The sequence below is a fragment of the Rhizobium tumorigenes genome, assembly GCF_003240565.2.
Taxonomy (GTDB): domain Bacteria; phylum Pseudomonadota; class Alphaproteobacteria; order Rhizobiales; family Rhizobiaceae; genus Rhizobium; species Rhizobium tumorigenes.
In genome coordinates, this window is sequence record NZ_CP117258.1 from 196,553 (window position 1) to 222,613 (window position 26,061).

General features: G+C 62.0%; 25 protein-coding genes. 12 read left to right on the plus strand and 13 right to left on the minus strand.

The window, feature by feature from the left end; translation table 11 throughout:
* From PR017_RS24510 to PR017_RS24545, 8 genes are read left to right on the plus strand one after another with little or no spacing between them, the layout of a single operon-like run.
* Positions 1-819, plus strand: a complete 819-nt coding sequence (locus tag PR017_RS24510; protein ID WP_111215449.1) for a sugar phosphate isomerase/epimerase family protein — start codon at positions 1-3, stop codon at positions 817-819.
* Positions 820-831: 12 nt separating this feature from the next.
* Positions 832-1,908 (plus strand): Gfo/Idh/MocA family protein, encoded by a 1,077-nt coding sequence (locus PR017_RS24515; RefSeq protein ID WP_111215447.1) that lies wholly within the window; start codon positions 832-834, stop codon positions 1,906-1,908.
* On the plus strand, positions 1,908-2,729 hold the full coding sequence (locus PR017_RS24520; protein ID WP_111215445.1) for a sugar phosphate isomerase/epimerase family protein: 822 nt from the start codon (positions 1,908-1,910) through the stop codon (positions 2,727-2,729). Before PR017_RS24515 ends, PR017_RS24520 begins: the two co-directional genes overlap by 1 nt.
* Positions 2,726-3,556 carry an alpha/beta fold hydrolase gene (locus PR017_RS24525; protein ID WP_111215444.1) on the plus strand — a complete coding sequence of 277 codons (831 nt, stop codon included), beginning with the start codon at positions 2,726-2,728 and terminating at the stop codon, positions 3,554-3,556. The genes PR017_RS24520 and PR017_RS24525 overlap by 4 nt, the downstream gene beginning before the upstream one ends.
* Positions 3,553-4,278, plus strand: coding sequence for a ribulose-phosphate 3-epimerase (locus tag PR017_RS24530; protein ID WP_111215442.1), 726 nt, complete (start codon positions 3,553-3,555; stop codon positions 4,276-4,278). The genes PR017_RS24525 and PR017_RS24530 overlap by 4 nt, the downstream gene beginning before the upstream one ends.
* The gene (locus PR017_RS24535; RefSeq protein WP_111215440.1) at positions 4,275-5,312 is read left to right on the plus strand and encodes an ROK family protein; all 1,038 of its coding nucleotides are present in this window, start codon (positions 4,275-4,277) and stop codon (positions 5,310-5,312) included. Before PR017_RS24530 ends, PR017_RS24535 begins: the two co-directional genes overlap by 4 nt.
* The gene (locus PR017_RS24540; RefSeq protein ID WP_111215438.1) at positions 5,299-6,384 is read left to right on the plus strand and encodes an ABC transporter ATP-binding protein; all 1,086 of its coding nucleotides are present in this window, start codon (positions 5,299-5,301) and stop codon (positions 6,382-6,384) included. The genes PR017_RS24535 and PR017_RS24540 overlap by 14 nt, the downstream gene beginning before the upstream one ends.
* Before the next feature lie 53 nt (positions 6,385-6,437).
* Positions 6,438-6,857: a GlcG/HbpS family heme-binding protein gene (locus PR017_RS24545; protein ID WP_111215437.1), complete on the plus strand. Its 420-nt coding sequence runs from the start codon at positions 6,438-6,440 to the stop codon at positions 6,855-6,857.
* A 445-nt stretch (positions 6,858-7,302) separates the two neighbouring features.
* Here the strand turns inward: PR017_RS24545 and glcF are convergent, their stop codons facing one another.
* Genes glcF through PR017_RS24560 form a run of 3 tightly spaced genes read right to left on the minus strand, consistent with a single transcriptional unit; the run spans position 7,303 to position 11,310 of the window.
* Entirely contained in the window at positions 7,303-8,646 is a 1,344-nt protein-coding gene (glcF, locus tag PR017_RS24550) for a glycolate oxidase subunit GlcF (protein ID WP_111215435.1), read from the minus strand.
* A 31-nt stretch (positions 8,647-8,677) separates the two neighbouring features.
* Positions 8,678-9,874 (minus strand): FAD-binding protein, encoded by a 1,197-nt coding sequence (locus tag PR017_RS24555; RefSeq protein ID WP_111215434.1) that lies wholly within the window; start codon positions 9,872-9,874, stop codon positions 8,678-8,680.
* Positions 9,871-11,310, minus strand: coding sequence for an FAD-linked oxidase C-terminal domain-containing protein (locus tag PR017_RS24560; protein WP_111215466.1), 1,440 nt, complete (start codon positions 11,308-11,310; stop codon positions 9,871-9,873). The genes PR017_RS24555 and PR017_RS24560 overlap by 4 nt, the downstream gene beginning before the upstream one ends.
* Positions 11,311-11,490: 180 nt before the next feature.
* Between PR017_RS24560 and PR017_RS24565 the strand changes: the two genes are divergently transcribed.
* Together PR017_RS24565 and PR017_RS24570 are read left to right on the plus strand one after the other, a co-directional pair.
* The gene (locus tag PR017_RS24565) at positions 11,491-12,387 is read left to right on the plus strand and encodes a LysR family transcriptional regulator (protein WP_111215432.1); all 897 of its coding nucleotides are present in this window, start codon (positions 11,491-11,493) and stop codon (positions 12,385-12,387) included.
* Positions 12,388-12,495: 108 nt separating this feature from the next.
* On the plus strand, positions 12,496-14,658 hold the full coding sequence (locus tag PR017_RS24570) for a malate synthase G (protein ID WP_111215430.1): 2,163 nt from the start codon (positions 12,496-12,498) through the stop codon (positions 14,656-14,658).
* Positions 14,659-15,031: 373 nt separating this feature from the next.
* Here the strand turns inward: PR017_RS24570 and PR017_RS24575 are convergent, their stop codons facing one another.
* From PR017_RS24575 to PR017_RS24610, 8 genes are all read right to left on the minus strand, one after another.
* Positions 15,032-15,583, minus strand: coding sequence for a GNAT family N-acetyltransferase (locus PR017_RS24575; RefSeq protein WP_111215428.1), 552 nt, complete (start codon positions 15,581-15,583; stop codon positions 15,032-15,034).
* A 231-nt stretch (positions 15,584-15,814) separates the two neighbouring features.
* Positions 15,815-16,345, minus strand: a complete 531-nt coding sequence (locus PR017_RS24580) for a GNAT family N-acetyltransferase (protein WP_425070057.1) — start codon at positions 16,343-16,345, stop codon at positions 15,815-15,817.
* A gap of 146 nt (positions 16,346-16,491) precedes the next feature.
* Positions 16,492-17,523, minus strand: coding sequence for an ABC transporter substrate-binding protein (locus PR017_RS24585; protein ID WP_279619574.1), 1,032 nt, complete (start codon positions 17,521-17,523; stop codon positions 16,492-16,494).
* A 49-nt stretch (positions 17,524-17,572) separates the two neighbouring features.
* Positions 17,573-18,343: an ABC transporter permease gene (locus tag PR017_RS24590; RefSeq protein WP_111221572.1), complete on the minus strand. Its 771-nt coding sequence runs from the start codon at positions 18,341-18,343 to the stop codon at positions 17,573-17,575.
* Entirely contained in the window at positions 18,340-19,158 is an 819-nt protein-coding gene (locus tag PR017_RS24595) for an ABC transporter ATP-binding protein (RefSeq protein ID WP_111221571.1), read from the minus strand. The genes PR017_RS24590 and PR017_RS24595 overlap by 4 nt, the downstream gene beginning before the upstream one ends.
* Before the next feature lie 185 nt (positions 19,159-19,343).
* A complete protein-coding gene (locus tag PR017_RS24600; protein WP_111221570.1) occupies positions 19,344-20,189 on the minus strand; it encodes an ABC transporter permease in 846 nt (281 codons plus the stop codon).
* Between the two features lies 1 nt (position 20,190).
* Complete coding sequence (locus PR017_RS24605; protein ID WP_111221569.1) at positions 20,191-21,138, minus strand: ABC transporter permease; 948 nt, start codon at positions 21,136-21,138, stop codon at positions 20,191-20,193.
* Between the two features lie 130 nt (positions 21,139-21,268).
* Positions 21,269-22,798, minus strand: a complete 1,530-nt coding sequence (locus PR017_RS24610; protein ID WP_279619569.1) for an ABC transporter substrate-binding protein — start codon at positions 22,796-22,798, stop codon at positions 21,269-21,271.
* A gap of 335 nt (positions 22,799-23,133) precedes the next feature.
* Here PR017_RS24610 and PR017_RS24615 point away from each other — a divergent pair, with 335 nt between their 5' ends.
* Positions 23,134-23,766, plus strand: a complete 633-nt coding sequence (locus tag PR017_RS24615; RefSeq protein WP_111221567.1) for a TetR/AcrR family transcriptional regulator — start codon at positions 23,134-23,136, stop codon at positions 23,764-23,766.
* 24 nt (positions 23,767-23,790) lie between these two features.
* Here the strand turns inward: PR017_RS24615 and PR017_RS24620 are convergent, their stop codons facing one another.
* Positions 23,791-24,204 (minus strand): universal stress protein, encoded by a 414-nt coding sequence (locus PR017_RS24620; RefSeq protein WP_111221566.1) that lies wholly within the window; start codon positions 24,202-24,204, stop codon positions 23,791-23,793.
* A 147-nt stretch (positions 24,205-24,351) separates the two neighbouring features.
* Positions 24,352-25,041, minus strand: coding sequence for a FadR/GntR family transcriptional regulator (locus tag PR017_RS24625; protein ID WP_111221565.1), 690 nt, complete (start codon positions 25,039-25,041; stop codon positions 24,352-24,354).
* 173 nt (positions 25,042-25,214) lie between these two features.
* On the opposite strand from PR017_RS24625, the gene PR017_RS24630 reads away from it, so the two are divergent.
* Positions 25,215-26,012, plus strand: coding sequence for an ABC transporter substrate-binding protein (locus PR017_RS24630; protein WP_111221564.1), 798 nt, complete (start codon positions 25,215-25,217; stop codon positions 26,010-26,012).
* Positions 26,013-26,061 lie beyond the last annotated feature (49 nt).

Consider the following 26,061-nt stretch of genomic DNA (forward strand, 5'->3'; position numbering starts at 1 on the left):
ATGACCACGGATTTCAAGGTCGGCTGCCAGACGTTTACATGGGAGATGCTCGGCGCCGGCTGGACCGGGACCGCGGATGACCTCATGGCAGCAATTGCCGCTGGTGGTTATTCCGGCATCGAAATCACCGATACGATGATCGGCCCCTATGCTGACAAACCAGCCGATTTCAAAAAGGCGCTGGCGAGCCACGGGTTGCAACTGGTGTCCTTCGCCTTCGGCTCGCAGACCGGGTTCACGGTTGCCGACCACATTGACGCCGATCTGGTCGTCGCGCAGCGCTGGGTCGATTTCGCATCCCATTTCGAGGGCGCACTGGTGTCGATCGGCTCTGCCACGGTCGTATCGGACGGCCCCCGCGCGGAGAAATTCAAGGTCGCCGCCGAGTTCTACAATCGGGCTGCGGCCCTCGGCCAGGCATCGGGCGTCACGGTGGCGGTGCATCCGAGTTCGCACCATAACACCCTGCTGTTCGACCGGGCCGATTATGACACGATCTTCGGGCTGCTCGATCCCGCGCTGGTCGGCTGGATCCCGGATACCGGGCACATCCTGCGCGGCCACGACGACATCCTCGACACGCTTCAAACCTACCAGGCCCGCATCCGCTACCTCCACCTCAAGGATGTCGATGCCAACGACCAGTGGGCGATGCTCGGCGAGGGCGTGCTCGACACGCCAGCCGTGCTCGACATCGTCGGCAAGGCGCCGAACTTCAACGGATGGCTGGTGCTCGAGGAAGAATCCGAGACGGCAGGGCGCGATCCCGCTGCTGCCGTGAAACTCAATCGCCAGACAATGCGCGGCTATGGTGCATAAGGAAGAAATGCGATGATCGAGAAAGAACAGCGTCGATTGCGGGTGGGCGTTCTCGGCTGCGGGCCGATTGCGCAATTTGCCCATCTCGAATCCTGTGTGAAGGCGCGCAATGCCGATCTCTACGCAATCTGCGATGCAGCACCGGATCTCCTGGCGCGCATGGGTGCGACCTACGAGCCGCAAAAGATGTACGGCGACTACGACGCCATGCTGGCCGATCCAGAGCTCGAAGCCGTGATCGTCGCCACCTCCGATGCCTACCATGTGCCGATGTCGATCAAGGCGCTCCATGCCGGCAAGCATGTTCTTTGCGAGAAGCCGATCGGCGTTTCCGTCGAGGAAGGCCAACAGCTGGCCGATGCGGTGGAGCGCTCGGGCAAGATCCTGCAGGTCGGCCACATGAAGCGCTTCGATCCGGCTCTGGAAGCGGCGCGCGACTTCGTGCGCGACGATATCGGCCAGATCTTTGCGCTCAAGGCCTGGTACTGCGATTCCACGCACCGCTACACCAACACTGACGCCGTCCAGCCGCTGCCGGTAACCAGCAAGCTGGCACGCAAGCCTGGCGGCAATCCCAAGGCCGATCTCCGGCAGTATTTCATGCTGGCGCACGGCTCGCATCTGGTCGATACGGCGCGCTTTTTCTGCGGCGAGCTGGTCGCGGTCCGGGCCCGCCTGCTGGAGCGCGCCGGTGCTTATTGCTGGTTCGTCGAAACCGAATTCGCCAATGGCGCGCTCGGCCACCTCGATCTGACCGTTGCCGTCAGGATGGACTGGCACGAGGGCTTCCAGCTCTATGGCGAGCACGGGTCCGTTCTCGCCAAGACCTTCAATCCCTGGTATTTCCGCGCCAGCGAGGTCGATATCTTCCACGAGAAGGACGCGACCACCCGCAGGCCTCTGGGCGCCGATGGGCATTTCTTCCGCCGCCAGCTGGAGGGTCTCGCCGATACGGTCCTGACGGGCGCTCCGATGCGCGGCGCCAATGTCGATGACGGCATTGCCTCGATCCGCGCCATGGTCGCCATCGCCCGTTCGGTTGAAACCAGCGAACGCGTCGAAATCGCATCCGTGACGGGATCGGTCTGATGCAGGTCGGTATCTTCGCCAAGACCTTTCCGGGGACAGATCCGCTTGCCGTCCTGTCGGCGGTAGCCAGCAACGGCTATTCCGCGACGCAGTTCAATCTTGCCTGCTGCGGCCTGCCATCGATGCCGGACGCCGTGCCGGAGAGCACTGTCACCGCCATCCGCACGGCTGCCGAGACGAGTGGCGTCTCGCTTGTGGCGCTGTCCGGGACCTATAACATGGCCCATCCGGACCCTGCCGTCAGACAGGCCGGGCTGCGGCAGCTCGAGGTCGTGATCAGAGCTGCGGCGGCGCTTGCCATTCCGTTGGTCACGCTCTGCACAGGCAGCCGCAACCCTGTCGATCAGTGGGCGCACCACCCGGACAACGCCGACCCTTCTGCCTGGGGCGACATGGCTCTGGAGATGGCCAAGGCGTTGGCGCTGGCCGAAGGCTACGGCGTCATGCTCGGCATCGAGCCCGAGCAGGCGAACATCGTGACATCGGCCGAAGACGCCATGCGCCTGATCGCCGAGATGGGATCGCGCAAGCTGCGCATTGTCCTCGACCCCGCCAATCTCTTCGAGGCGGCCACGCCTGACGAGGCGCGATCCATCGTGGCGCGAGCGGTCGATACGGCTGCCGGACACGTCGCCATGGCGCACGCCAAGGACCGCCATGCGGATGGCAGCTTTGCCACTGCCGGCAAGGGCGTCGTGGATTTCGGCGATTTCCTCGTCCGCCTTAAAGCCTCCGGCTTCGATGGCCCTGTCGTTACCCATGGGCTCTCGGCCGATGAGGCCTCCGGAGTTGCAGCCTTCCTGAAGGGAATGGTCGGATGAGCGAGCAAGTCTATCTTACCCGCGACGATGCCGAGCTTGCTGTCTTCGACTTTGGCAGCGGCCTGCCGGTGCTCTTCCAGCACGGGCTGGGAGGCAGTGACGCGCAGGTGGCGCAGGCCTTTCCCGATGGCGATGGCTTCAGGCGAATGACTGTGGAATGTCGCGGCCATGGCAGCTCGTCGCTCGGTAGCCGGCGGCCATTTTCCATCGCCATGTTTGCCGAGGATGTTCTCGCGGCTGCCGATCGGTGCGGCATCGAGCGCCTCGCCGTCGGCGGTATTTCCATGGGCGCCGCCATCGCCCTCCATCTGGCCCATTTCCACAAGGACCGCATCGCAGCTCTGGTGTTGGTGCGGCCGGCCTGGACCTTCGATGCCGCGCCCGAAAACATGGCGCCGATCCGCACTGTCGGCAAACTGATCCTTGCTCACCCGATCGAGCAAGCCCGCGACCTTTTTGTCGCCTCCGAGACGGGGGCTGAACTTGAACGGGACGCGCCGGACAATTTTGCATCCTTGCTCGGCTATTTCGATCGACCTGACGCTGCTGCCTTCGCAAAGGTACTCGTCGATATCGCGAGCGACGGACCGGACGTGACCAAGGCCTCGGCCGCTGCGCTCGCCGTTCCGACGCTCGTCATAGGCAACCGGCAAGATGCCATCCATCCGCTGTCATCAGCCGAAACGCTTGCGGCCACCATTCCGGGCGCTGCCTTCGTCGAGGTGGCGGCCAAGGCTGCCGACAAGGCCCGTCATTTCGCAGAGACCCAAAGCGCCATCTCGCAATTCCTCTCCTCTGAAACCCTCCGGAGCCGTTTCGCATCATGATCACGAAGACCCTCTCTGGCCCTGCGGCAATCGCAGCCCTCCCCCGCGACCGATTGCTCGGCGAATTCTCCCTCTGGTCGGCCGACCTCGCAAACATGGAATCCGATCTCAAACGGATCGAGGATCATGTCGACCTGCATCATATCGACGTTGCGGATGCGCGCTTCACTCCCGGTTTCCTGTTCTTTCCCGATTTCGTGGCCCGCATTGCCAAGTCCACCGCAAAGCCCATCCACGTTCACCTGATGGTCGAAGCCGAGATCGTCGAGGAGCAGACCCGTCAGTTCATCGAGGCCGGTGCCGATCTCATCAGCGTCCATGCGGAAAACGGCGAGGCCGGTCTTCGGGCGTTGGCGATCGCCAAGGAAATGGGCGCAGCCGGCGGTGTTGTCCTGCGGCTGGAGACGCCGGTGGAAGCGGTCAAGCCGTTCCTGCCGCATATTGCCTTCGTGACGTTACTCGGAACGTCGATCGGCGTGAAAGGCCAGAGCCTGTCGGAAAAGGCGTGTGACCGGCTGATCGAGGCCCGCTCGCTCATCCGCGCTGCCGGCCGTGAAGGCGAAATCGTCCTTGCGGCGGATGGCGGCATTCGTGAACAGACCGTGCCGCTTCTGCGCGCTGATGGCGCCGAGACAGTCGTCCTGGGGTCGCTGGCCTTTGGAGACAAGGATCTGGCCGCCCGGATGAAATGGCTGCATGCCCTGGAAAGCCACGCCCAGTGACAGACGCCGCCCTCGCATTCGACCTCGGTGGAACGGAGCTGCGGGCCGCGATGGTGAACCGCGCGGGCGACCTGCTGTCATTCCTGTCGGTGCCAACGCTGGCAGCGGACGGGCCGCGTGCCGTCATCGGACAGATGCAGGCGCTAGCCGCCGAGATAAGGGGGCAAACGCCAAACATCGAACCGGTCGGCATCGGCGTCGGTGCTCCCGGGCCGCTCGATCCCGTTTCAGGCATCGTCATTGCGCCGCCGACCCTCACCGGTTGGCATGACGTGCCGCTCGCAGACATCCTGCTGGAGCACTTCAAGCTGCCGGTCTGGCTCGAGAACGACGCCAACGCTGCCGCTCTCGGCGAGTGGCGATACGGCGCCGGCAGAGGTGCGGCCTCGATGGTCTTTGCCACCGTTTCGACCGGTATCGGTGGCGGCGTCATCGCCGATGGCCGCATCCTGCACGGGCGACGGGGGCTTGCGGCTGAAATCGGCCATATGACGATCACCAACGAGGGAGAGCGCTGCTTTTGCGGCGCGATCGGCTGCTTCGAAGCCTTGGCCTCGGGCACCGCGCTCGGCCGAAGGGCAACCACCGGTACGCGGCCTTTCGACGGTTCGATGATGCGGGCGCTGTCGGCCGATGGCGATGTCACCGGCCGGCATGTCGTCGATGCGGCACGCCGGGGTGATCGGCAGGCGCTGGAGATGCTGGCGGTCGAAGCTCGCTGGCTCGGCATCGGTCTCACCAATCTGCTGCACCTCTATTCGCCGGACATCATCGTCGTCGGCGGTGGCATCTCCCACGGCTTCGATATGCTGCATGGTGAGATCAAGGCCACGGTCGCCGAGCGTGCCATGTCCGCCTATCGCGACGTTCCCATCGTTGCAGCACAGCTCGGGCGTCACGCCGGGCTCATCGGGGCGGCGAGCCTGGTCCTGCACAGCGACGACAGGGATACCGCCGCGCTTGCGGCCCACCCGAACAATTCAGGCGGGGACGATCCCGCCAGCACAATGGAGGCCCGTCATGGCCAATCTTAAACTGCGCGACGCCCGCAAGGCCTATGGTGCGGTCGAAGTCATCAAGGGCATCGACCTCGACGTCGTGGACCGCGAATTCGTGGTCTTCGTCGGGCCGTCGGGCTGTGGCAAGTCCACCCTGCTGCGGATGATCGCCGGCCTCGAGAATATCACCGGCGGCGATCTGATGATCGATGGCGTCCGGGCAAATGACATCGATCCGTCCGAGCGCGGGCTGGCCATGGTGTTCCAGTCCTATGCGCTCTACCCGCACATGACCGTGGCGGAGAACATGGGCTTTGCCCTACGGATCGCCGGCATCCCCGTCCCCGAGCGCGACGCCAAGGTCAATGCGGCAGCCAAGGTCCTGGAGCTGTCGCATCTGCTCGACCGGCGGCCCAAGGATCTGTCCGGCGGCCAGCGCCAGCGCGTCGCCATCGGCCGAGCCATCGTCCGCAATCCGAAGATCTTCCTGTTCGACGAGCCGCTGTCCAATCTCGACGCTGCCCTGCGCGTCAACATGCGTCTCGAACTCATGCGCCTGCACCAGACGCTGGAAGCGACGATGATCTACGTCACCCATGACCAGATCGAAGCGATGACCATGGCAGACAAGATCGTCGTGCTGAACGCAGGCCGCATCGAGCAGGTGGGATCGCCGCTCGATCTCTACAATCACCCGGCGAATATCTTCGTTGCCGGCTTCATCGGCTCGCCGAAGATGAACCTGCTGCGGGTGCGCGTCGATGCCATTGGTCCGGCCGGCGTGACGGTGGTTGCTGCGGAAGGTGTTGCGATACCCGTCGCCGTCGCCCCGGGCGAGGTCAAGGTCGGCGATGAAATCACGCTCGGGATCCGGCCGGAGCATATCCGCATCGGCGAGGGCGGTCAGTTCCACGGCAAGGCTGTCCTTGCCGAACGGCTCGGTGGATTGACGGTCTTTCACGTCGATATTACCCCTGAGGTATCGCTTGTGGTACAGACCGATGGCGCTGATAAAACTAGCCTCCATGTCCCGATCACGCTCGGGATAGAGCCGCACAACTGCCACCTGTTCGACACGGCCGGGAAGGCTCTCGCCAAGTTGAACTGACAAGGACCGTCCACGATGCGATCGGTCATCCCTTTGAAATCGAGGTAAAAGAAATGACATTCATACGCGAAACCCTGACGCTCAGCCATGCCGGCGCGTTGCAGGCCGTATCGGCCGCCGTCGACAAGGCCGTCGCGATGGGCGTGCCCCAGTGCGTCCACATCGTCGATGCCAGCGGCGAGACGATCGCCAGCCTGCGCATGGACGGCGCCAAATACCTCAGCATGCACACGGCCCGCGCCAAGGCCCGCACCGCAGCGTCGATCAACGCGCCGACGGGCGGCATGGCCTTTGAATTCGGGGCCGCCGCCGGCATTGCCTCCCAGGGCGGCGTCACCCACCTGCCCGGTGGCCTGCCGATCCGTTTCGCCGGCAAGCTCGCTGGCGCCATCGGCATCGGCTCCGGCAGCGGCGACCAGGATTTCGAAGTCGCCCGCGCCGCGCTTGCCGCCATTGGCGCAGATCCGGTCTGAGGATTTTCTGGCGTTAGCAGCTGAAGGCCTGCTAACGCAGAAAGCCGTCACGCGGTGGACGACCGAAGGCACGGAGCTTGCGACATGATTGTTTTCGATTCGCGCCGGATGGCGTTCGTAGCCATCTCGGCATTATTTCTAGTAAGTTGGGGTATCGCCGCTGCTGACGAGGTCAAAGTAGTTCCACGACCGCCGGAGCAAGGTGCCGCGAGCACGTCCGCCGCTGCGTCGCGGGATCAGTCGGCGCACATCGGTATCAGGTGCGGTGTCTCCGGACGAAATGGCAAGGACGGGAAAGCCGGCAAAGGTACCGCTGCTGGCAAGGGCGGAAGAGGCGGGGTGGCACCTTGCGCAAACTGAGTTTATCTTTGCCGACAGGCGAATGATCGCTCTCAGGCCCTGGCATAGCTTCTCCTCGGATGATGCAGAGGGAAATTACCGTAAGCTATTGAGCCGACGGAGCTTTAGCGTTATCTCCCAGTCCAGCCAAACCCTGCAGCTTTTGCGGGACGTCGCCGCCATAGGCCCAGTCCAGGAGTTCTATCGTGTGCAGGATCGGGGTTGCGGTGCCGGTGGCGATCTGGGTGATGCAGCCGATGTTGCCGGTGGCGATGATATCGGCGCGGGTGGCTTCGAGATTGCGCACCTTGCGTTCTTTGAGCTGGCCGGAAATGACGGGTTGCATGATATTGTAGGTGCCGGCCGAGCCGCAGCAGAGATGACCTTCGGCGGGATCCTTCACGGTAAAGCCAGCAGCTTTCAGCAGCAGCTTCGGCGCGGTGGTGATCTTCTGGCCATGCTGCATCGAGCAGGCGGAATGATAGGCGACGGCGATGCCCTTTGGCTGCTGTCGCGGCAGGTCCAGCCCTGACAGATATTCAGTGATGTCCTTGGCCAGCGCCGAGACCCGGGCGGCCTTTTCTGCATAGGCTGGATCGAGCCGCAGCATATGGCCGTAGTCCTTGATGGTCGTGCCGCAGCCGGAAGTGGTGATGATGATGGCATCAAGGCCACCCCGGTCAATTTCGCCGTTCCAGACGTCGATATTGGCGCGTGCCTGCACCAGCGCCTGATGCTCGCGGCCCATGTGGTGGACAAGCGAGCCGCAGCATACCTCGCCGGCCGGCACCACGACCTCGACGCCGAGCCGTGTCAGCAGCCGGATCGTCGCCGCGTTGATCGCCGGATCGAGCACCGGTTGCGCACATCCCGTCAGGATCGCCACGCGACCGCGCTTTTCGGCCTTTGGGGCATGGGTGCCGGGCTTTGCGAATGGCGAGGACGGCGGGATGGCGCGGGGTGCGAGGTCGAGCATCGCTGCAAAAGGCAGCAGCGCCGGTACGCTCCGAAGCAGGGAGGCAAGCGGCCGGCCCAGCCTGGCGAGACCGAGCGCCAGCCGGAAGCGGCGGGGGTAAGGCAGGACCGATGCCAGCAGGTTGCGGATCATCCGGTCCATCAGCGGCCGCTTGTAGGTTTCCTCGATATGGGCGCGGGCGTGGTCAATGAGATGGGTGTAATCGACGCCGGACGGACAGGTGGTGACGCAAGCGAGGCACGACAGGCAGCGGTCGATGTGGGTCACCACTTCGGCGTCGGCAGCCCGGCCGTTTTCCAGCATGTCCTTGATCAGGTAGATCCTGCCGCGCGGGCTATCGAGCTCGTTGCCGAGTGTCACATAGGTCGGACAGGTGGCGGTGCAGAAGCCGCAATGGACGCATTTTCGCAGGATCTGCTCCGAAAAGGCAACGCTCGGATCGGTCAGCTGTTCGGCGGTGAAATTGGTCTGCATCGGATCTTTCGCTGATGGGGAACGTCACCGCTCATCCCATCTTCCCTGGATTGAATATGCCTGCCGGATCGAATTTCTGTTTGATACGCGCCGCGAGAAGCGCCACCGCTGGCTGTTGCGGTTCGAAGGCGTCGTTCTGCGCGCGGGCCTCCACCGTTGCGCGCAGCAATGTCGCGTGACCGCCGCCGGCATTGGCGATGTGACCGCGCAGCACTGCGTCATCCGGCTCGGCTTCCATCCGCAGCCAGACCAGGCCGCCCTGCCAGTCGTAGAAGGCATCGACTCCGGCCTCCTGCCTGAGGGCCGCGACCAGCAGATGCCCGGCGCTGGGGGCAACGGAGACACGCCAGACCGGCCGCATCGTGCCGTCGGCAAAGGGCAGCACATCGCGTATCGCGCGCCACAGGGCTTTGCTATCAGCATCCTGCAACTGGCTGACGGGGCCGAAGCCTGCCATGGCGCGACTGAGTTTCTCCATCCGCACGTCAACGGATGCGGCGAGGCCTTCGATGCGCAATACCATGGCGGAATGCGTTGACCAGGCGGCGGGCGCGAATGTCGAGGCGACCGTGACCGGCAGGTGTGCGGCACCCGATACCTCGACCGACAGCGCCATGGCGGCGGCCATCGCCTTGCTCGCTGCTTCATCCGTGAGGTCGGAAACAATCAGCGTCTGCTCCGTCTTGGGGCTCGGCGGTACGCGAAAAGTGACCTCGGTCAGAAGGCCAAGCGTGCCGTGCGACCCCGCCATCAGTTTCGGAAGGTCCAGCCCGGTGACATTCTTCATCACCCGCCCGCCCGCCTTGACGATCTCGCCGCGGCCGTTGATGAAACGCACGCCAAGCAGGCTGTCGCGGGCGGCCCCTGCGAGGATGCGACGCGGGCCGGACGCATTGGCGGCAAAGATGCCGCCGATGGTCGGAACCCCGGTAGTTGCCATCAGGGGGGAATGGTTCATTGGCTCAAAGGCCATCATCTGGTGGCTGGCAGACAGCGCCGCCTCGATCTCCTCGACCGGCGTGCCGGCACGCGCCGTCATCACCATCTCGCCGGGATTATAGGCGACGATGCCAGCCATGCCGCGCGACGTCAGGACGGAATGGCTGGGAAATGCATTGCCGAAACCGGCGCGACTGTTGCCGCCGACGATCGCCAGTGCATGGCCTTGCGAGGCGTGGTCGCGGATGATCGTGGCGGCTTCCTCTTCCGTGCTCGGGGTCAGCGTCATCGGGCAGCGCGTCCATCGAGGGGGAAGACTTTGGACGGGTTGAGAAGCCAGCCCTCGTCGAAGGCGCTGCGGGCTGCCATCATCTGGGCGAGGTCGACCTCTGCATACTGATGCCGCATGAGATCGCGTTTCTCGATGCCGACCCCATGCTCGCCCGTCAGACAGCCGCCTGCATCGATGCAGAGCCTCAGGATGTCCATCCCGGCCGCCTCGGCGTCGGCGGATTCCTTCGGGTCGTTGGCATTGAACAGGATCAGGGGATGCATGTTGCCATCGCCGGCATGGAAGACATTGGCGACCCGCAGGCCGTAGCGCGCAACGATCTCGCCGGTCTTCTGCAGCACGTGGGACAACTGGCTGAGTGGCACTGTGCCGTCCATGCAGATATAGTCGGCAATGCGGCCCGTGGCGCCGAAAGCCGATTTGCGGCCCTTCCATATCAACGCCGCTTCGGTGGCCGACTGGCATTCCCGGACCGTCTTCACCTGATGCCGGCCGGCGATCTCGACGATGCTCTTCAGCATCAGATCCATCTCGGCCTCCGATCCCTCGACCTCGACGATCAGCAGCGCTCCTACATCGAGCGGATAGCCGGCATGGGCGAAGGCTTCGCAGATCTCGATGGCCTGCTTGTCCATGAATTCCATGGCAACGGGGATGATGCCTGACGCGATGACCTCGGAAACGCAGGCCCCGGCATGTTCCGACGTGTCGAAGCCGAACAGCACGGGCCGCGCACCCTCGGGCTTGGCAATCAGCCGCACCGTCGCCTCGGTGACGATGCCGAGCTGGCCTTCAGAGCCGCAGACGAGGCCGAGGAGATCGTAGCCGGACGCATCGAGCGCCTTGCCGCCGAGCGTGATGACGGTGCCATCGACGAGCACCATGGTGACGCCGAGCAGGTTGTTGGTCGTCACGCCGTATTTCAGACAGTGCGCGCCGCCGGAATTCATGGCGATATTGCCGCCGATGGTGCAGGCGAGTTGTGAGCTCGGGTCCGGGGCATAGAAGAAGCCGTCGCCGGAGACGCGTTCGGAAATGCTGAGATTGGTGACGCCGGCCTGAACGGTGGCGGTGCGGTTGGCAAAATCGATATCGAGGATGGCGTTCATCTTGGACAGGCCGATGACGACGGCGTCTTCCTGCGGAATGGCCCCGCCGGAGAGAGACGTGCCCGCGCCGCGCGGCACGACCGGGATACCGTTTCGGTGGCAGTAGCCGAGCACGGCGGCCACATCGTCGGTCGTGCGCGGCAAAGCCACGGCCAGCGGCATGCGCCTGTAGGAAACGAAGGCGTCCGTCTCGAACGGCATGAGTTCGCGCGGCTCGTGGATGAGGCACTCCGGCGGCAGGAGACCGACGAGGTCGGCAACGATCTCCGCGCGTCGGGCCAGTACATCCGGCCGCAGCGTCAGGAACTCGATCGCATCAGTCATGGCGCCCTCCTCAGCGACACCCAGAAGCGTCATGTCTAGCATATCCGGCATTCTTGCCAAGCGGTGAATAGTGCAAAGGACTTTTGCAAAGCTGGAACAAATGTCCTATCGAAGAAGCCCTCGCACGCCCGGAAATTCCGGCTCGTCGGGGCACGAACAGGATAGGACGGGGATCTCCGAATGATCAATCTCCATGACCTTCAGATCTTCATCGCAGTCGTCTCGAGCGGCAGCATGTCCGATGCCGGGCGCGCACATGGGCTTTCGCCGGCAGTAGTGTCGAAACGCATCAAACGGCTGGAAGACCAGCTTGGAACGCGGCTGCTGCAGCGGACAACGCGGCAGCTGTCGCTGACGGAGATAGGCCAGGGCTTCTACGACCGGGGGCTCGCGATCCTTGCGGGGCTGGAGGATGCCGAGTCCTACATCGCCGGTCGTTCTGCGGAAACACAGGGCACCCTCAAGATTTCGGCGCCGACCTCCTTCGGCCGCATGCATGTCGCGCCGAACCTGAAGGCCTTCATGGCCCGACACCCCAATCTGGCGATCAACCTCGTCCTGACCGACGAGATGACGGATATCGTCGGTGGCGGTTTCGATGTTGCCATCCGCATCGCGGAGCTGATCGATTCCAGCCTCGTAGCACGCCGGCTGGCACCGGTGCGGCGAGTGCTGTGCGCCTCGCCGGCCTACATCGCCGAACACGGCGCGCCATCCAATATCGACGATCTCGACCGCCATACCTGCATTCCCGCCCATAACAACGATGCCTGGCGGCTCGAGGGGCCGAGCGGGCATGTGACGCTGAGGCCCGAGGGCATGCTCAATACCAACTCCAGCGAGGTGATCCGCGAGGCGGTGATCGCCGGCCTGGGCATTGCCCTGCGCTCGACATGGGATATCGGTCCGGAGCTGAAGCAGGGCAGGCTTGTGCAGGTCCTGCCGCAATTCGAGGGATCGCAGAATGTCGCCCTCTCCGCTGTCTATCCCAGCCGCCAGCACCTACCGTCCAAGGTTCGCCTGTTCATCGACTTTCTGGCCGACCTCTATGGCCCAGTCCCCTACTGGGAGCTTTAGCCGGGCGTTATTTCTCAGACGGCATAAATGTTATTCACTATCGCCGAATTGACTAGGTGAGTTCGTCGCCGCTAACTACGCGCCATGTGAATTTCAGGAGCGAGCGACATGAAGCGGATTGACAAGAACGGACTGCAGATCGACGCGGCGCTGCACGATTTCCTGGTCGACGAGGCATTGCCCGGTTCCGGCGTTGCGGCCGAGGCTTTCTTTGCCGGCCTGTCGGCCATCGTCCATGATCTCGCCCCGAAGAACCGGGCACTGCTTGCCCGCCGCGACGAGCTGCAGCTTCAGATCGACGAGTGGTATCGCAAGAACGGCGCGCCCTCCGATATGGAGGACTACCAGGCCTTCCTGCGCGAGATCGGCTATCTGCTGCCGGAAGGTCCGAATTTCAGCGTTTCCACCGACCACGTCGACGCGGAGATCGCAACCATCGCGGGGCCGCAGCTGGTCGTGCCGGTCATGAACGCACGCTATGCGCTGAATGCTGCCAACGCCCGCTGGGGCTCTCTCTACGATGCTCTCTACGGCACCGATGCCATTCCGGAGAGCGACGGGGCCGACAAGGGCAAGGGCTACAATCCAACGCGCGGTGCCAAGGTGATCGCCTGGGTCCGTGACTTCCTCGATGCGGCCGTGCCGCTCTCCGGTGCCAGCTGGAAAAACGTCACGGGGTTCGCAGTCGTCGACGGAAAGCTCGACGTTACAGAGGCCAGTGGAAAGCCGGTTGGGCTGACTAGCGCTGCGCAGTTTGCCGGCTATCTCGGCGACAGCGCCGCGCCGACCCATATGCTTTTGAAGAACAACGGCATCCATATCGAGATAGTCATCGATGCGACGACGGCGATCGGCAAGAGCGACGCCGGCCACATCTCCGATGTCCGGCTGGAATCGGCGATCACCGCGATCATGGATTGCGAGGATTCCATTGCCGCCGTCGACGCGGAGGACAAGACGGCTGTCTATCGCAACTGGCTGGGGCTGATGAAGGGCGATCTCACGGAAGAGGTGGAAAAGGGCGGCAAGACCTTCACGCGGCGCCTCAACCCGGATGTCCCCTACACGGCGCCGGATGGCACCAGCGTCCTCGTGCACGCCCGCTCGCTGATGCTGATCCGCAACGTCGGCCACCTCATGACCAATCCGGCCATTCTCGACCGCGACGGGCACGAGGTGCCGGAGGGCATCATGGATGCCGCCATCACGGCGCTGATCGCCCTTCACGACATCGGCCCCAACGGACGGCACCAGAATTCGCGCGAAGATTCCATGTACATCGTCAAGCCGAAGATGCACGGGCCGGAAGAAGTGGCCTTCGCTGCCGAGATCTTCTCGCGCGTTGAGGACATGCTCGGCATGCCACGCAACACCATCAAGATGGGCATCATGGACGAGGAGCGCCGCACCACCATCAATCTGAAGGAGTGCATCCGGGCGGCCCGCGAGCGCGTGGTGTTCATCAACACAGGCTTCCTCGACCGCACCGGCGATGAGATCCACACCTCGATGGAAGCAGGTCCGATGATCCGCAAGGGCGATATGAAGCAGGCCGCCTGGATCGCCGCCTACGAGAACTGGAATGTCGATATCGGCCTTGCCTGCGGCTTGTCCGGCCATGCGCAGATCGGCAAAGGCATGTGGGCCATGCCGGACCTGATGGCGGCGATGCTGGAGCAGAAGATCGCCCATCCCAAGGCCGGCGCCAACACCGCCTGGGTGCCATCTCCGACAGCCGCCACGCTGCATGCCACGCATTACCATCGCGTCAATGTCGCAACCGTCCAGCAAGGACTGAAGGACCGCGCCCGCGCCAAGCTGTCCGATATTCTTTCCGTTCCGGTCGCCGTCAGGCCGAACTGGACACCGGAGGAAATCCAGCACGAACTCGACAACAATGCTCAAGGCATCCTCGGCTATGTCGTGCGCTGGGTCGACCAGGGCATCGGCTGCTCGAAGGTGCCCGACATCAACAATGTCGGCCTGATGGAAGATCGCGCGACGCTGCGCATCTCCGCCCAGCACATGACCAACTGGCTGCACCACAAGGTGGTGAGCGAGAGCCAGATCATTGAGACCATGCGGCGGATGGCTGAAGTCGTCGATCGTCAGAATGCAGGCGATCCGCTCTACCAGCCGATGGCAAAGGACTACGATGCCTCCATCGCGTTCCAGGCGGCGCTTGAACTGGTGCTCGAAGGCCGCACTCAGCCGAACGGCTACACCGAGCCTGTCCTGCACCGCCGGCGGATCGCGCTGAAGGCCGCCTGACCCCGCAACTGTAGCCGTCGAGATCCTGTTTGTTGCCAGAGTGGGGCGCTGGGTTCCATCTCCACTTTGGCATTCATGTCAGGCTTGGCTGCTCCATTGCCACATCGGTTCGGATGATCAGTGGCCTTCGAGCATCCGGTGGCAGATAGAGCGGCGACAGGCATTCGAGGTGTGTAACCAGCCGACGCCGCCCGTGTCGATGCTGATGCCATTTCGCAACTGTCCGAAACCGCGGCAGTCCGCAATGCATCCGGCGAAAGGTAGTCCGCCACCAGATATCGAACTACGCATCGATCGACCGTATATCGAGGCCACACTCGATATGGCGTGCTTGCATCGTAGTTCACGTGGCCTCACTAAAATTTCGCCAATTTCATGAGGTTTTGCACCGGCCACCCGCTATTCGAGCCATGAGATAAGAATCGACATATTCCCCGTCGCGGAATGCATTCTGTCGGAGAGTGCCTTCGCGGACGAAACCGAACTTTTCGTACAGATGGATCGCCGGGCCGTTGTCTACGAACACATCGAGTTCGATGCGTCGGATATCATGCCATCTGTCAGCCGTTTCGATCAAAGTATTCAGGAGAGTGGTGCCAACCCCCTTGCCTGTGAAATCGTCGTGCACGCCGATTGCTAGCGTTGCCACATGATACTGACGCCCGGATTTTCGGTGTAGACCGGCATTGCCGACGATATTGCCACGCCACTCAGCACAAATGAAAATGTCCGTGGGGGATATACTTTCGATGTATTTTCGTGTCTTTTCAACACTGTGAAACGGCTGGCGCAAGGTGCCAAACCTGAAGCCTGGCAGGTTGAGAATTTCAGTGATACCTTGGGCATCCCGCAGATCCGTTGCACGAATGACGATATCGGTGATATCAAATTCAGGGGCACTCGCTGGATCTCGTTCGATTGACATTGCGACTCTCCAAATTGAAAACACAGTGAAAAGCTTTTGTCGTTGTGTTGATTTCGCCTAAGCCGGATGGTGCTGCTAGACATCGCTGCCCAGAAATTCCCTGGCGGTCAGCATCTGAAGCTTTGGAGGTGGTCTGTATTAGGCGCTGTAACCTCTCACGTTGGTATGTGGTCACACCCGGAACTCCGCAGATTTTTTTAGCCATAGCGTTGCTTCACGCGCGGTGGCCTGTCAGCCACGTTCTGCCGGATCTTTATCGCCAAGTGCGCGCAGCATTTGAACTTCGCTGATGTGCCTGCCATCCTCGACGAGCCCGCCTGGCAGCTTGCACAATTGCGAAAAATGCTGCCTGCGGTAGAATTCTATGGCGGACGTATTCTCGGCGCTGACGCATAGCTCCAACTGCAAAATCCCCTCAGATTTTGCGAACGAGCTGACGTGTTGCAACAGACCTGAAGCAGTACCCATTCTACGGTAGTCGTCGCGGACATATGCCATGACCACCACTGCTCTGTGCCTGAGTTTCGCGGGGTGCTTTCTAATAAGGCCCATCAGCCCTATTGGATCGCATCCGGAAAACGCACCGAAAACCGGATCGGCCAGCCTCCTGTTCCATTCCTCGTCCGGGAGGTCTTGCCAATCCTGAAGAACACTCGCGTAAGACGAAGGCGTAGATCTCAAGGCCTCCAGCCATATCTGCTTAAAGAGATTGCCTTCGCCCGCAACGATTCGTCGGTACGATATATTTTCAGGTGACATCATATCCTCTCCATACTCGATGATTGTCGCGACGGAGTTGCCGCGCTCCACTCAAATTGCTCACTTGCCGTCCAGTTTTTGCCGTGGCCAACAAATGCTGCGGCTTTGGATTTAAGGTCGTCTTCCCTGCATATGCGCCTCCGGGCCGGTCAAGTCTTCGCCGCTTTGGCGAATGTCGGATCGAAGGTCTTGCTGAAGGGGACATCGGCATTGGCGAGTCCCGGATCGAGCGTCTTCAGCACGCCCATCATCGACTCGTAGCCTTCCTTGGTGACCAGTCCATCCAGCGAGTACATCTCCTTCGAGTTCTTGAAGGCCTGCATGTACAGATCGCGGTTACCCAGCTGGTATTCCGTTGGCACCACGCTGGCCACATCCTCGGGGCTGGCCTGCCCAATCCATTTCAATGCCTTCATGAACGCGTTGACGGTGCGCTGCGTCGTCACCGGATTGGCAATGGCGAAGTCCTTCTTGAGGTAGACAGTCGCAGCCGGGTTGGGGCCGCCGAACAGGGACCGCGTGCCGGCCTCCGTGCGGGTGTCGAGGAGAATGGCGATGTCGTTGTCGTATTGCAGCTGCGCGATGACAGGGTCGACATGCGATATGGCATCGATCTGACCGCTCTTGAAGGCTGCAAGTGCGGCGGCACCGCCGCCGATCCCGATCAGCGAGGCATCGTCGGCCTTCAATCCGCTCTTCAGCATTGCGTACTGGAACATCAGCGCTGTCGAGGAGCCGGGCGCGGTAATGCCGACCTTGCGCCCCTTCATGTCAGCCATCGACTTGATCTCGCCGGCGAGATCCTTGCGCACGGCAATGACGATACCGGGGAAGCGGCCGAGATTGCAGATCCCGACGATATCCTGTCCCTTGTTCTGCATGCGGATCGTGTGCTCGTAGGCACCGGCGACGATATCGAGCGAACCGCCGACGAGGCCCTCGAGAGACTTCGAGCCGCCCGCAAAATCGTTGATCGTAACGTTCAGGCCCTCTTCCTTGAAGAAGCCTTTGCGTTCCGCGATTGTCAGCGGCAGGTAGTATAACAGCGGCTTGCCGCCTACCCCTATCGCCACGTCGGTCTTTTCAGGCTTTGCGTCCTGCGCCATCGCCGACGTGATGCCGTTGAGGGATGCGCCGAATATCGCACCCGTCGTTCCGATTAGAAAAGTCCTGCGTTTCATGTCTGCTCCTTGGTTTCAGTTTCGGTACAGGGTTAACTGGGCAAGTCATTCATTCGCCACGCCAGGCCAGAAGTCGGCGTTCGACGACAGTCACCAGACCGTCGACAATCAAGACGAACGTCATCAGCACGAACATGCCGGCAAAGACGCCGGTCACGTCGAACACCCCCTCGGCCTGTTGGATCAGATATCCAAGACCGGCGGATGAACCGAGATATTCGCCGACCACCGCGCCAACCACTGCGAAGCCCACCGAGGTATGCAGGCTGGAGAACATCCACGACAGGGCGGAGGGCAGGTAGACGTGGCGAAGCAAGTGTCGTTCGTTCATGCCGAGCATGCGTGCATTGGCGAGGATCGGCTGGCTCACTTCCTTGACGCCCTGATAGACGTTGAAAAACACGATGAAGAACACCAGCGTGAAACCAAGCGCGACCTTGGACCAGATGCCGAGCCCGAACCACAATGCGAAGATCGGCGCCAGCACGACGCGGGGCAAGGCGTTTGCCGCCTTGACATAGGGATCGAAGACCGCAGCGAGCATCGGTTGCCGGGCAAACCAGAAGCCCAGAAAAACACCGCCGAAAGAGCCGAGCAGGAAGGCAAGCGTGGCCTCCGATAGCGTTATCCAGAGATGGTACCAGATCGAGCCGCTCACAAACCAGTCAACGATGCGCAACAAAACTTTCCACGGATCCGCAAAGAAAAACGCCATCGTTTTCGGGTTTCCGAACAGCGTTGTGGTGGTTGCCACGTGCCAGATCGCCAGGATGACGGCAGCGACCAGCACCTGCAGGGAGAAGAGAAGCATGCGGTTCATCGGGCAGCCCCGCTTGTCTGCCGGTAAGCGGTCATCACCTCGTCGCGCAGCGCCTCCCAGATCTCGCGGTGGAGTTCGTTGAACGTCGCGTCGTGGCGGATGTCGGCAATGTCGCGCGGGCGGGCGAGCGGCACCCTGAAATCACCGATAATGTGCGACCGGGGGCCGGCCGACATGATCAACACCCTGTCGGCAAGGGCAATCGCCTCATCCAGATCGTGGGTGACAAACAGGACAGCCTTGCGATCCTCCGACCACAGTTTCAGCAGCAGATCTCCCATGATCTGGCGCGTCTGGGCATCGAGCGGACCGAAGGGCTCGTCCATCAGCAGGATCTTCGGGTTGCGGATCAAGACCTGGGCAAGGCCGGTGCGCTTGCGCTGGCCGCCGGAGAGCGTTGCTGGAAAGCGGTCGGCAAAAGCACCAAGCCCAACGCGCTCCAGCCATTGGAGCGCCGTCCGCCGGGCGTCGATCGAGGGCTTACCTGCAACCTCCAGGCCGATCGCGACGTTTTCGAGAACAGTCTTCCACGGCATCAGGGCGTCTTGCTGGAAGAGATAGCCTGCTTCGCGGTTCAAGCCCTTCAATGGTTTTCCTAAGATCTCCACCGATCCCGAGGCGGGCGCGAGAAGACCGGCAACGGCGTTGAGAAGCGTGGACTTGCCGCATCCCGTCGGCCCAACGATGGCCAGGAATTCATGCTCGTCGATATCGATATTCGTCGGGGCGACGGCTTCGTATTGCTTCTTCCCGACGTGGCCGAATGAAATCGCCACATTCTTCAGACTGACCGCTCTTGAGGAGGCTGACGTCATGCCGTGCGTTCCTCTCTCGACTGCCCCTTACCGTCCCAGGAACTTGATGCGCCTATTTGCTTCACAAAATCAAAGCCCCGTTCTGCCGTCAATCTCCTCGGCGGACTATAGCCGAGACATTATTGGCAAATTATGTCAGCTCTATCCCGTGGTAGCGAGGCAGAAGAAAGGCGCTTTCTCGTGCATCAGCGGCTTGCGTTGCGTGGATCGAGCAGGTCGCGCAGGCCGTCGCCGAGCATGTTGAAGCCGAATACGGATAGGGCGATGGCAAGGCCGGGCAGGATCGCAAGCCAGGGGGCCAGCGCCAGATAGGTCTGCGCATCGGCCAGCATGCGCCCCCACGTCGGGGCCGGCGGGGAAAGTCCCAGCCCCAGGAAACTGAGCCCTGCCTCGGTCAGGATCGCAAGCCCCAGCTGGATGGTTGCCTGGACGATGATCTGGCTGGCGATATTCGGCAGCACGTGCCGAACGGAGATGGCAAGGCGGGTATTGCCGAGCGCGCGGGCGGCGAGAACGTAGTCCCGGCTCCAGGCCTGCAGGGCGCTTGCCATGCTGACGCGGGCAAAGACCGGGATCATGAAGGTGGCGATCGCCAGGATCGCCGTCAGACGACCGGGCCCGAGAAAAGCCCCGAGCAGCATTGCAGACAGGATCGGCGGCAGGGCGAAAACTACATCGCACATCCGCATCGTCACGGCTTCGAAGGCGCCACGCAGGGCCGCCGCCGTGATGCCGATGGCAGAGCCGAGCGTGCCGCCGATGGCGACCGAGACGATGGCGATCGACAGGGAATTCCAGCATCCGACCATCAGCATCGACAGCACGTCGCGTCCGAACTGGTCGGTGCCGAGCAGGCCGTAGGCGAGCGGCGGCTGCAGCTTGTGGGCGATCTGCATTTTAGCCGGTGACGCCGGCGTCCAGGCAAGCGACAGCAGCGCCACCGCAATCTGCAGCACAACAAGGGTGGCGCCGGCAACGAGCGCTTTTCGCCGGCGGTAGGCGCCGATGTCGGGGAAAAAGTCGGCCACCATCTCAGCCTCCTTTTCGCAGGCGAGGATCGATCGCCAGATAGGAGAGGTCGATGAGGAAGTTCATGACGATCACGAGCGTTGCAAAGAACAGCACGACATCTTGGAGGACGATGACGTCTCGTTGCGACAGAGCCTGAAGCGCCAGCCTTCCGAGGCCCGGAAGATTGAAGACGTTTTCGACGAGAACCGCACCCGCCACCAGGAAGGTGAACTGCAACCCGAGCACCGTCAGGATGGGGATCAGCGCGTTCGGTACGGACTGTCGCCAAAGCACGGCTCTGTCGGAGAGGCCCTTTGCCCTTGCCGTGCGGGTGAAATCCTCGTGCGTGGTCTCGATCACAGCTGCTCTGGTCACGCGGGTTAGCACCCCCGCCTGCGGCAGCGCCAGGGCAACGGCCGGCATCAGCAGTGCCTTGACGGCAGGCCAGAAGCCGCCGCTCCAGCCGGGAAAGCCGCCCGAAGGCATAAGCCCCAGCGTGGACGAAAACAGCATGATCAGCAACAGCGCCACCCAGAAGGCAGGTACGGCGATGCTGACCTCGGCTATGACAGAGGCGACCCAGTCGAACAGCCCACCCCGGCGCGATGCAGCGAGCGCGCCGAGCGGAATGGCGATGGCCATGGAGATGAGGACTGCACCAAGCGCCAGCGGCAGCGTGACGGCCAGCCGTTCGACGATGAGGCTGGCGACGGGGACAGAGTAGGTGGACGACTGGCCAAGATCCCCCGTTGCAACGCCGGCCAGCCAATGGCCGTAGCGCAGCGGCAGAGGCTGATCGAGGCCAAGCTGGTGGCGCAGCGAGGCAAGGGTTTCCGGCGAGGCAGAGGTGCCGAGCATGATCGAGGCCTGGTCGCCCGGCATGAGATCGACCACCGTGAAGAGCAGCAGCGAGACAATCATCAGGGTCGCGAGGAGGCCGGCAAGGCGCCGCGCAATGAGTGCGATCAAGCGGTCGCTCCCGGCCGGCGTGAGCGGGCGAGCAACGGTGTGCCACCTGGCCCCGATACGCTCGGCGAGGAGGATGGCAATACCATCGCCTTTTCAGGCGTCCTGATGCCGGTTTTGGCCACGCCTGCTCTCACTCTTCCCAGAAGACATTGGTGAGAACGTTCGACGGGACAGGCTCGTTTTCCCATAGCCCCTTCAATTTCCGGTTCCAGACGCCGAGCTTCGGCATGACGAAGAGAAAGAGCGCCGGCACATCGTCTGCGAGAGTAGTCTGGGCCTTGCCATAAATCTCGGCCTGTTCGGCCGGATCGGTGGTTTCCTGCACTTTCTTCATCAAGGCGTCGAAGGCCGGATTGCGATAGTTGAAGTAGTAGGGATCGCGCGAATAGATGTCGATGTCCATCGGCTCCGCATGGGCGACGATGGTCATCTGGTAGTTTCGGTCCTGCATGACATCCTGCACCCACTTGGCCGGAAATTCGGTGGTCTCGATGGTGACAGTCACGCCGATGTCCGCCAGCATCGCCTGGATGATCTCCGCACTGCGCGAGGCGTAGGCCATCTGCGGCGACTTGATGGTGAAGGAAAAGCCCTGCCGATAGCCGGCATCGGCGAGAAGCGCCCTCGCCTTCTGCGGATCGTAGGGCCACCTGGCGGTCAGGTCGACATAGCCCGGATCGTTCGGCGTGTAGTGACTGCCGATAGGCGTGCCGAGGCCGGACCAGGCGCCGTCGACAACCGTCTTGCGGTCGATCGCCATCATCAGCGCCTGCCGGACGCGCTTGTCGTCGAAGGGCTTCTGGCGGTTGTTCATACCGGCCACGACCTTGAGTTCGGTGTTGCCGATCCTGGTCACAAGCGCCTCGTCGCCCGCAAAGGATGCCATCAGCTCCGGTGCTGCAAATTCCGGAATGGCATCCACCCCGCCGGACTTCAGCGCCGCAGCCTGGGCCTGCGGATCGGCGATGAACCGGAACGTCACCTTGTCCAACCTGACAGACACCGCCTTGTTCCAGTAGTTGTCGTTCCTTTCGAGCTCGACCTTGTCGCCCTTCGCCCAGCTGACGAACCTGAACGGGCCGGTGCCGATCGGTCGGGTCCTGTCATCGGCGGCCGAATTGGGCGCCACCATCACGGCAGCCGGCCAGCCGAGCCAGGAGATCAGGCTGCCCGTCGGTGCCGACAGATGCAGCACAAGGGTTTGCGGGTCCGGCGTGTCGATGGAGGCGATGGTGGTGAAAAACCGCTTTTGCGGATTGACCGAGCTGCTGCCACGGGCGCGATCCAGGGTGAATTTGGCGGTTGTCGAATCAAATGGCTGGCCGTCGTGGAATTTGACGCCGGATTGTAGATGGAACGTATAGGTCAGGCCGTCCGGCGAGATCTCCCAGCTTTTGGCCAACTGCGGCTGCACCTTGCCGGCCTCGTCTATCGCGACCAGTCCCTCGAATATGTTCTGCCAGCTGACCTGGCCGATGGCGACGGGAGCGGCGATGGTCGGGTCGAGACCCGAAGGCTCGATCGTCATGCCGAGATCGAGCGAGCTTTTTGCCGCCTCTGCAGGCGCAAGACCGAAAATCAGAAGGCTGGTGGAAACTGCCCCCCAGATCGCCAGACGTCGAGCCGGTCGGATCAACGATGAGCGCGAGACCGTCGTCAAATGCGCTCCTGCACACGCGTTGCGCCTTTCTCTCGTCCAATTCCTCATGGAGATTCTTCCCTGACGGCGATATGCGGAAAGCTACAGCGGAATTTGCGGGTCGATGCAAGTCCGCTGACACACGGGAGGTCGCGCACTACCATCCTTGACGCATCCTCTTCCATGCTGCACCGCGAAAGGATGTGACTTGCAACGCCCGCCGCGATGGTATATCGAACTGTACGGTTCGGTTCGATATTTCACTGTGTGACTTTTGTAAGTCATTGCATTTGCAGGCTTGTTCGGCCCCGTCGGCGTGACGGCGTTCACGCCATCAAGATTTAAGCGGTACAGATATGTCTGTCACTGAAAATGAAGCGGTTCACCGTTTGCCTCGCGGCCGACCCCGCCTGGACCCCGATCTCCGCAAGACAAGTATCGTCGAGACCGCTCTCAGGGTTTTCATCGAGGTGGGTTTCGTGGACGCGACGATGGAAATGATCGCTGCACGTTGCGCCATCTCCAAGGCTACCCTTTACAGTGCGTTTTCGAGCAAGCGGGACCTTTTCACATCGGTGGTCGAGGTTGCCGTCCGCCTGGAAATTCCGGATGAAATCGAAGGTGGCTCGGTTGCCAAGACCCTCGAGACGATCCTTCTGCCACCGTCCGACGGTCATGAGTCGGAGCTGGACGACCGGGATGCCATCCTCCGGATCGTTTATACCCAGGGACAGGACCATCCCGAGCTCTGGGAGATCTATCGGTGCACGACTAGCAAGGAGTCCGAGCGGCTGACGGCCTGGCTGCTGCAGCAGCAGGCGCAAGGACGGCTGATCATCGACGATGCAACGATGATCGCCCAGATGCTCATGAACGTCGCCCTGGGCTATCCGCCAAACCGGTCCGAGGCCGTGGTCGGTCCCCTGACGCGGGTGCCGTACCTCAGGGAGTTCGTGACGATATTCTGCCGCGGGATTTCCGTCTCCTGACTGCAATTGACTCAGGTCGTCGTTTCAGTGGCGATCGACAAGCACCGAGCAACTTGCCCCGCGCGTGACGCGGTCGACGATCGACCCGAACAGGGCATCCGTGATGTCCTGCACATGAGTACCGACGATGACGAGGTCGGCATTGCGCTCACGGGCCGCATCGAGGATCGTCGGGGCAACGCGGCCGGCCTTGATCATGTAGGTGGCTTCAATGTTGAGGCGCGAGCAGAGGGATTTCAGCTTTTCCTCCACGTCGCTCATCCAGTCCATATCGGCGCTCGATGGCGCGGATTGGGGTGTGTAATGCGGAACTGATTCCACGACGTGCAGCGCGATGATCTCGCCGTCACTATCGAGCAGCGCGGATGCGCGACGCAACATGTGTTCCGCCTTCTCTCGCGGGCCTAGTCCTATGGCGCAAATTATCCTGGAATACATGCTGTCTATACCACCGAGAGAGAGTTGATCCGTCCAAGATTACTTGGACCTTTCACCCTCGGCTTGGCTTTGACAAAGATCAACCGGAATAACAGTTTTGGTCGTTCTATTGGATAGTCGGCACCATAAGCCTGGTCATGTGGCGTTTCAGGGAAATAGACCGGCGCAGCGCGCGGTGTTGCGGACATGGGTTTCCATGGCGAGCCTGGCGCGTTCGACATCGTTGGATTTCAGCGCCGCGATGATGGCGCGATGCTCGGCCACCGATGCCAGCATGCGCGAGGGTTCGGTGATCGGGATCGGCTGTCGCTGCGTTTCGGTCAGTTGCTCGCGGACCGTCTGGTAGAGTGCCCGCAGCATGGCATTGCTGCAGCCCGACGCAATGATGCCATGGAACTCGAGATCGGCTTCGACATTCGTCAGCAGATCCTCGCTGGCCCAGCACTCCTCCATGGTCTTCGTTGCGTCCTCCATTGCCTGCAACTGGCCTCCCGTCAGCCGTCCGGCCGCAAGCGCCGCAATGTTGCCTTCGAGCATGATGCGCGTCTGGAAGACGTCGAATACCGAATAGCTGTCGGCGTAGCGCCACGGTGCCATGGCGTTGGTTGCCGACGGGCGGTTGCCGGCCACGAAGGTGCCCCTGCCCGCCTCGGTCTTGAGCAGGCCCAGCGTTTCAAGCGTCAGCAGCGCCTCGCGCAGCGACGCCCGGCTTATGCCGAGTCGAACGGAAAACTCCCGCTGCGAGGGGATCTTCTGCCCCGCCTTCAACTCCCCGGCCTTGATCATATCCTGGATAAGCCGGGCGGCCGATTGTGGAACAAGTGTTCTGGTGAGCATTCAACGTCTTCTTTGTGCCGGCGCGGCCGATGCTGTCGTGCCACTAATGTCGTCAACTCTATTTTACTTTATTGCCGTCTTGCAAATGCCAGGCCGCCATGCTTGATTGGTCGAACTGGTCTGACCAGTTCGACCACATAAAACTGATGGGTAAAATAAATCAAGGGGAACCCATGCGCACTCCGTCATTTCTGAAGACTACCGTTCTGACCGCTATCCTGGCCTTTGCCGGATCTTCGATCTCTTTCGCAGCCGATCTCTCGGTCGGTGCCAACATCGGCAACGTGCCCTGGGAGTTCCAGGACGATACCGGCAAGACAGTGGGCTTCGAAGTCGACCTCGTTACTGAAGTCGCAAAGCGCCTCGGCAAGTCCGTCGAGTTCGTCAACATCCCGTTCAACGGGCTTTTCTCAGCGGTGCAATCCGGCCGTATTAACATGGCCGTTTCGTCGATCACCATCACGCCCAAGCGCCTCGAATCCGTCACCTTCGCTCAACCCTACTACGATAGCGACCAGTCGCTGACGGTGACGGCAGCCAGCGGCATTGCCGATCTTGCCGGGATGAAGGGCAAGGTCGTGGGTGTCGACACCGGCTCCACCGGCGACATGTGGGCGACCGAGAATACCGGCAAATACGGGCTCGGCGAAATCCGCCGCTTCGAAGGCTTGCAGCCTGCGATGCTCGATCTCGTTGCCGGCCGCATCGACGGCTACATCAGCGACATCCCGGCGCTGCAGTATTACGTCAAGGACAAGCCGAACCTGAAAGTTGTCGAGCGTATTCCGACCGGCGAGAAGTATTCGATCATGTTCAATAAGGGCGATGCGCTTGCCAAGCAGGTCAATGACGTCATCACCACGCTGAAGGGCGAAGGCTATATCGCCAAGCTGCACCAGACTTGGTTCGGCGCAAAGGCCGAAGACACCACCTCGACGGTCAAGGTCATGGATATGCCGGCCGCCAAGTAACCGGCTAGCCCGACGGGGATGGCGGCTGATGTCGCCATCCTTTTCCCGA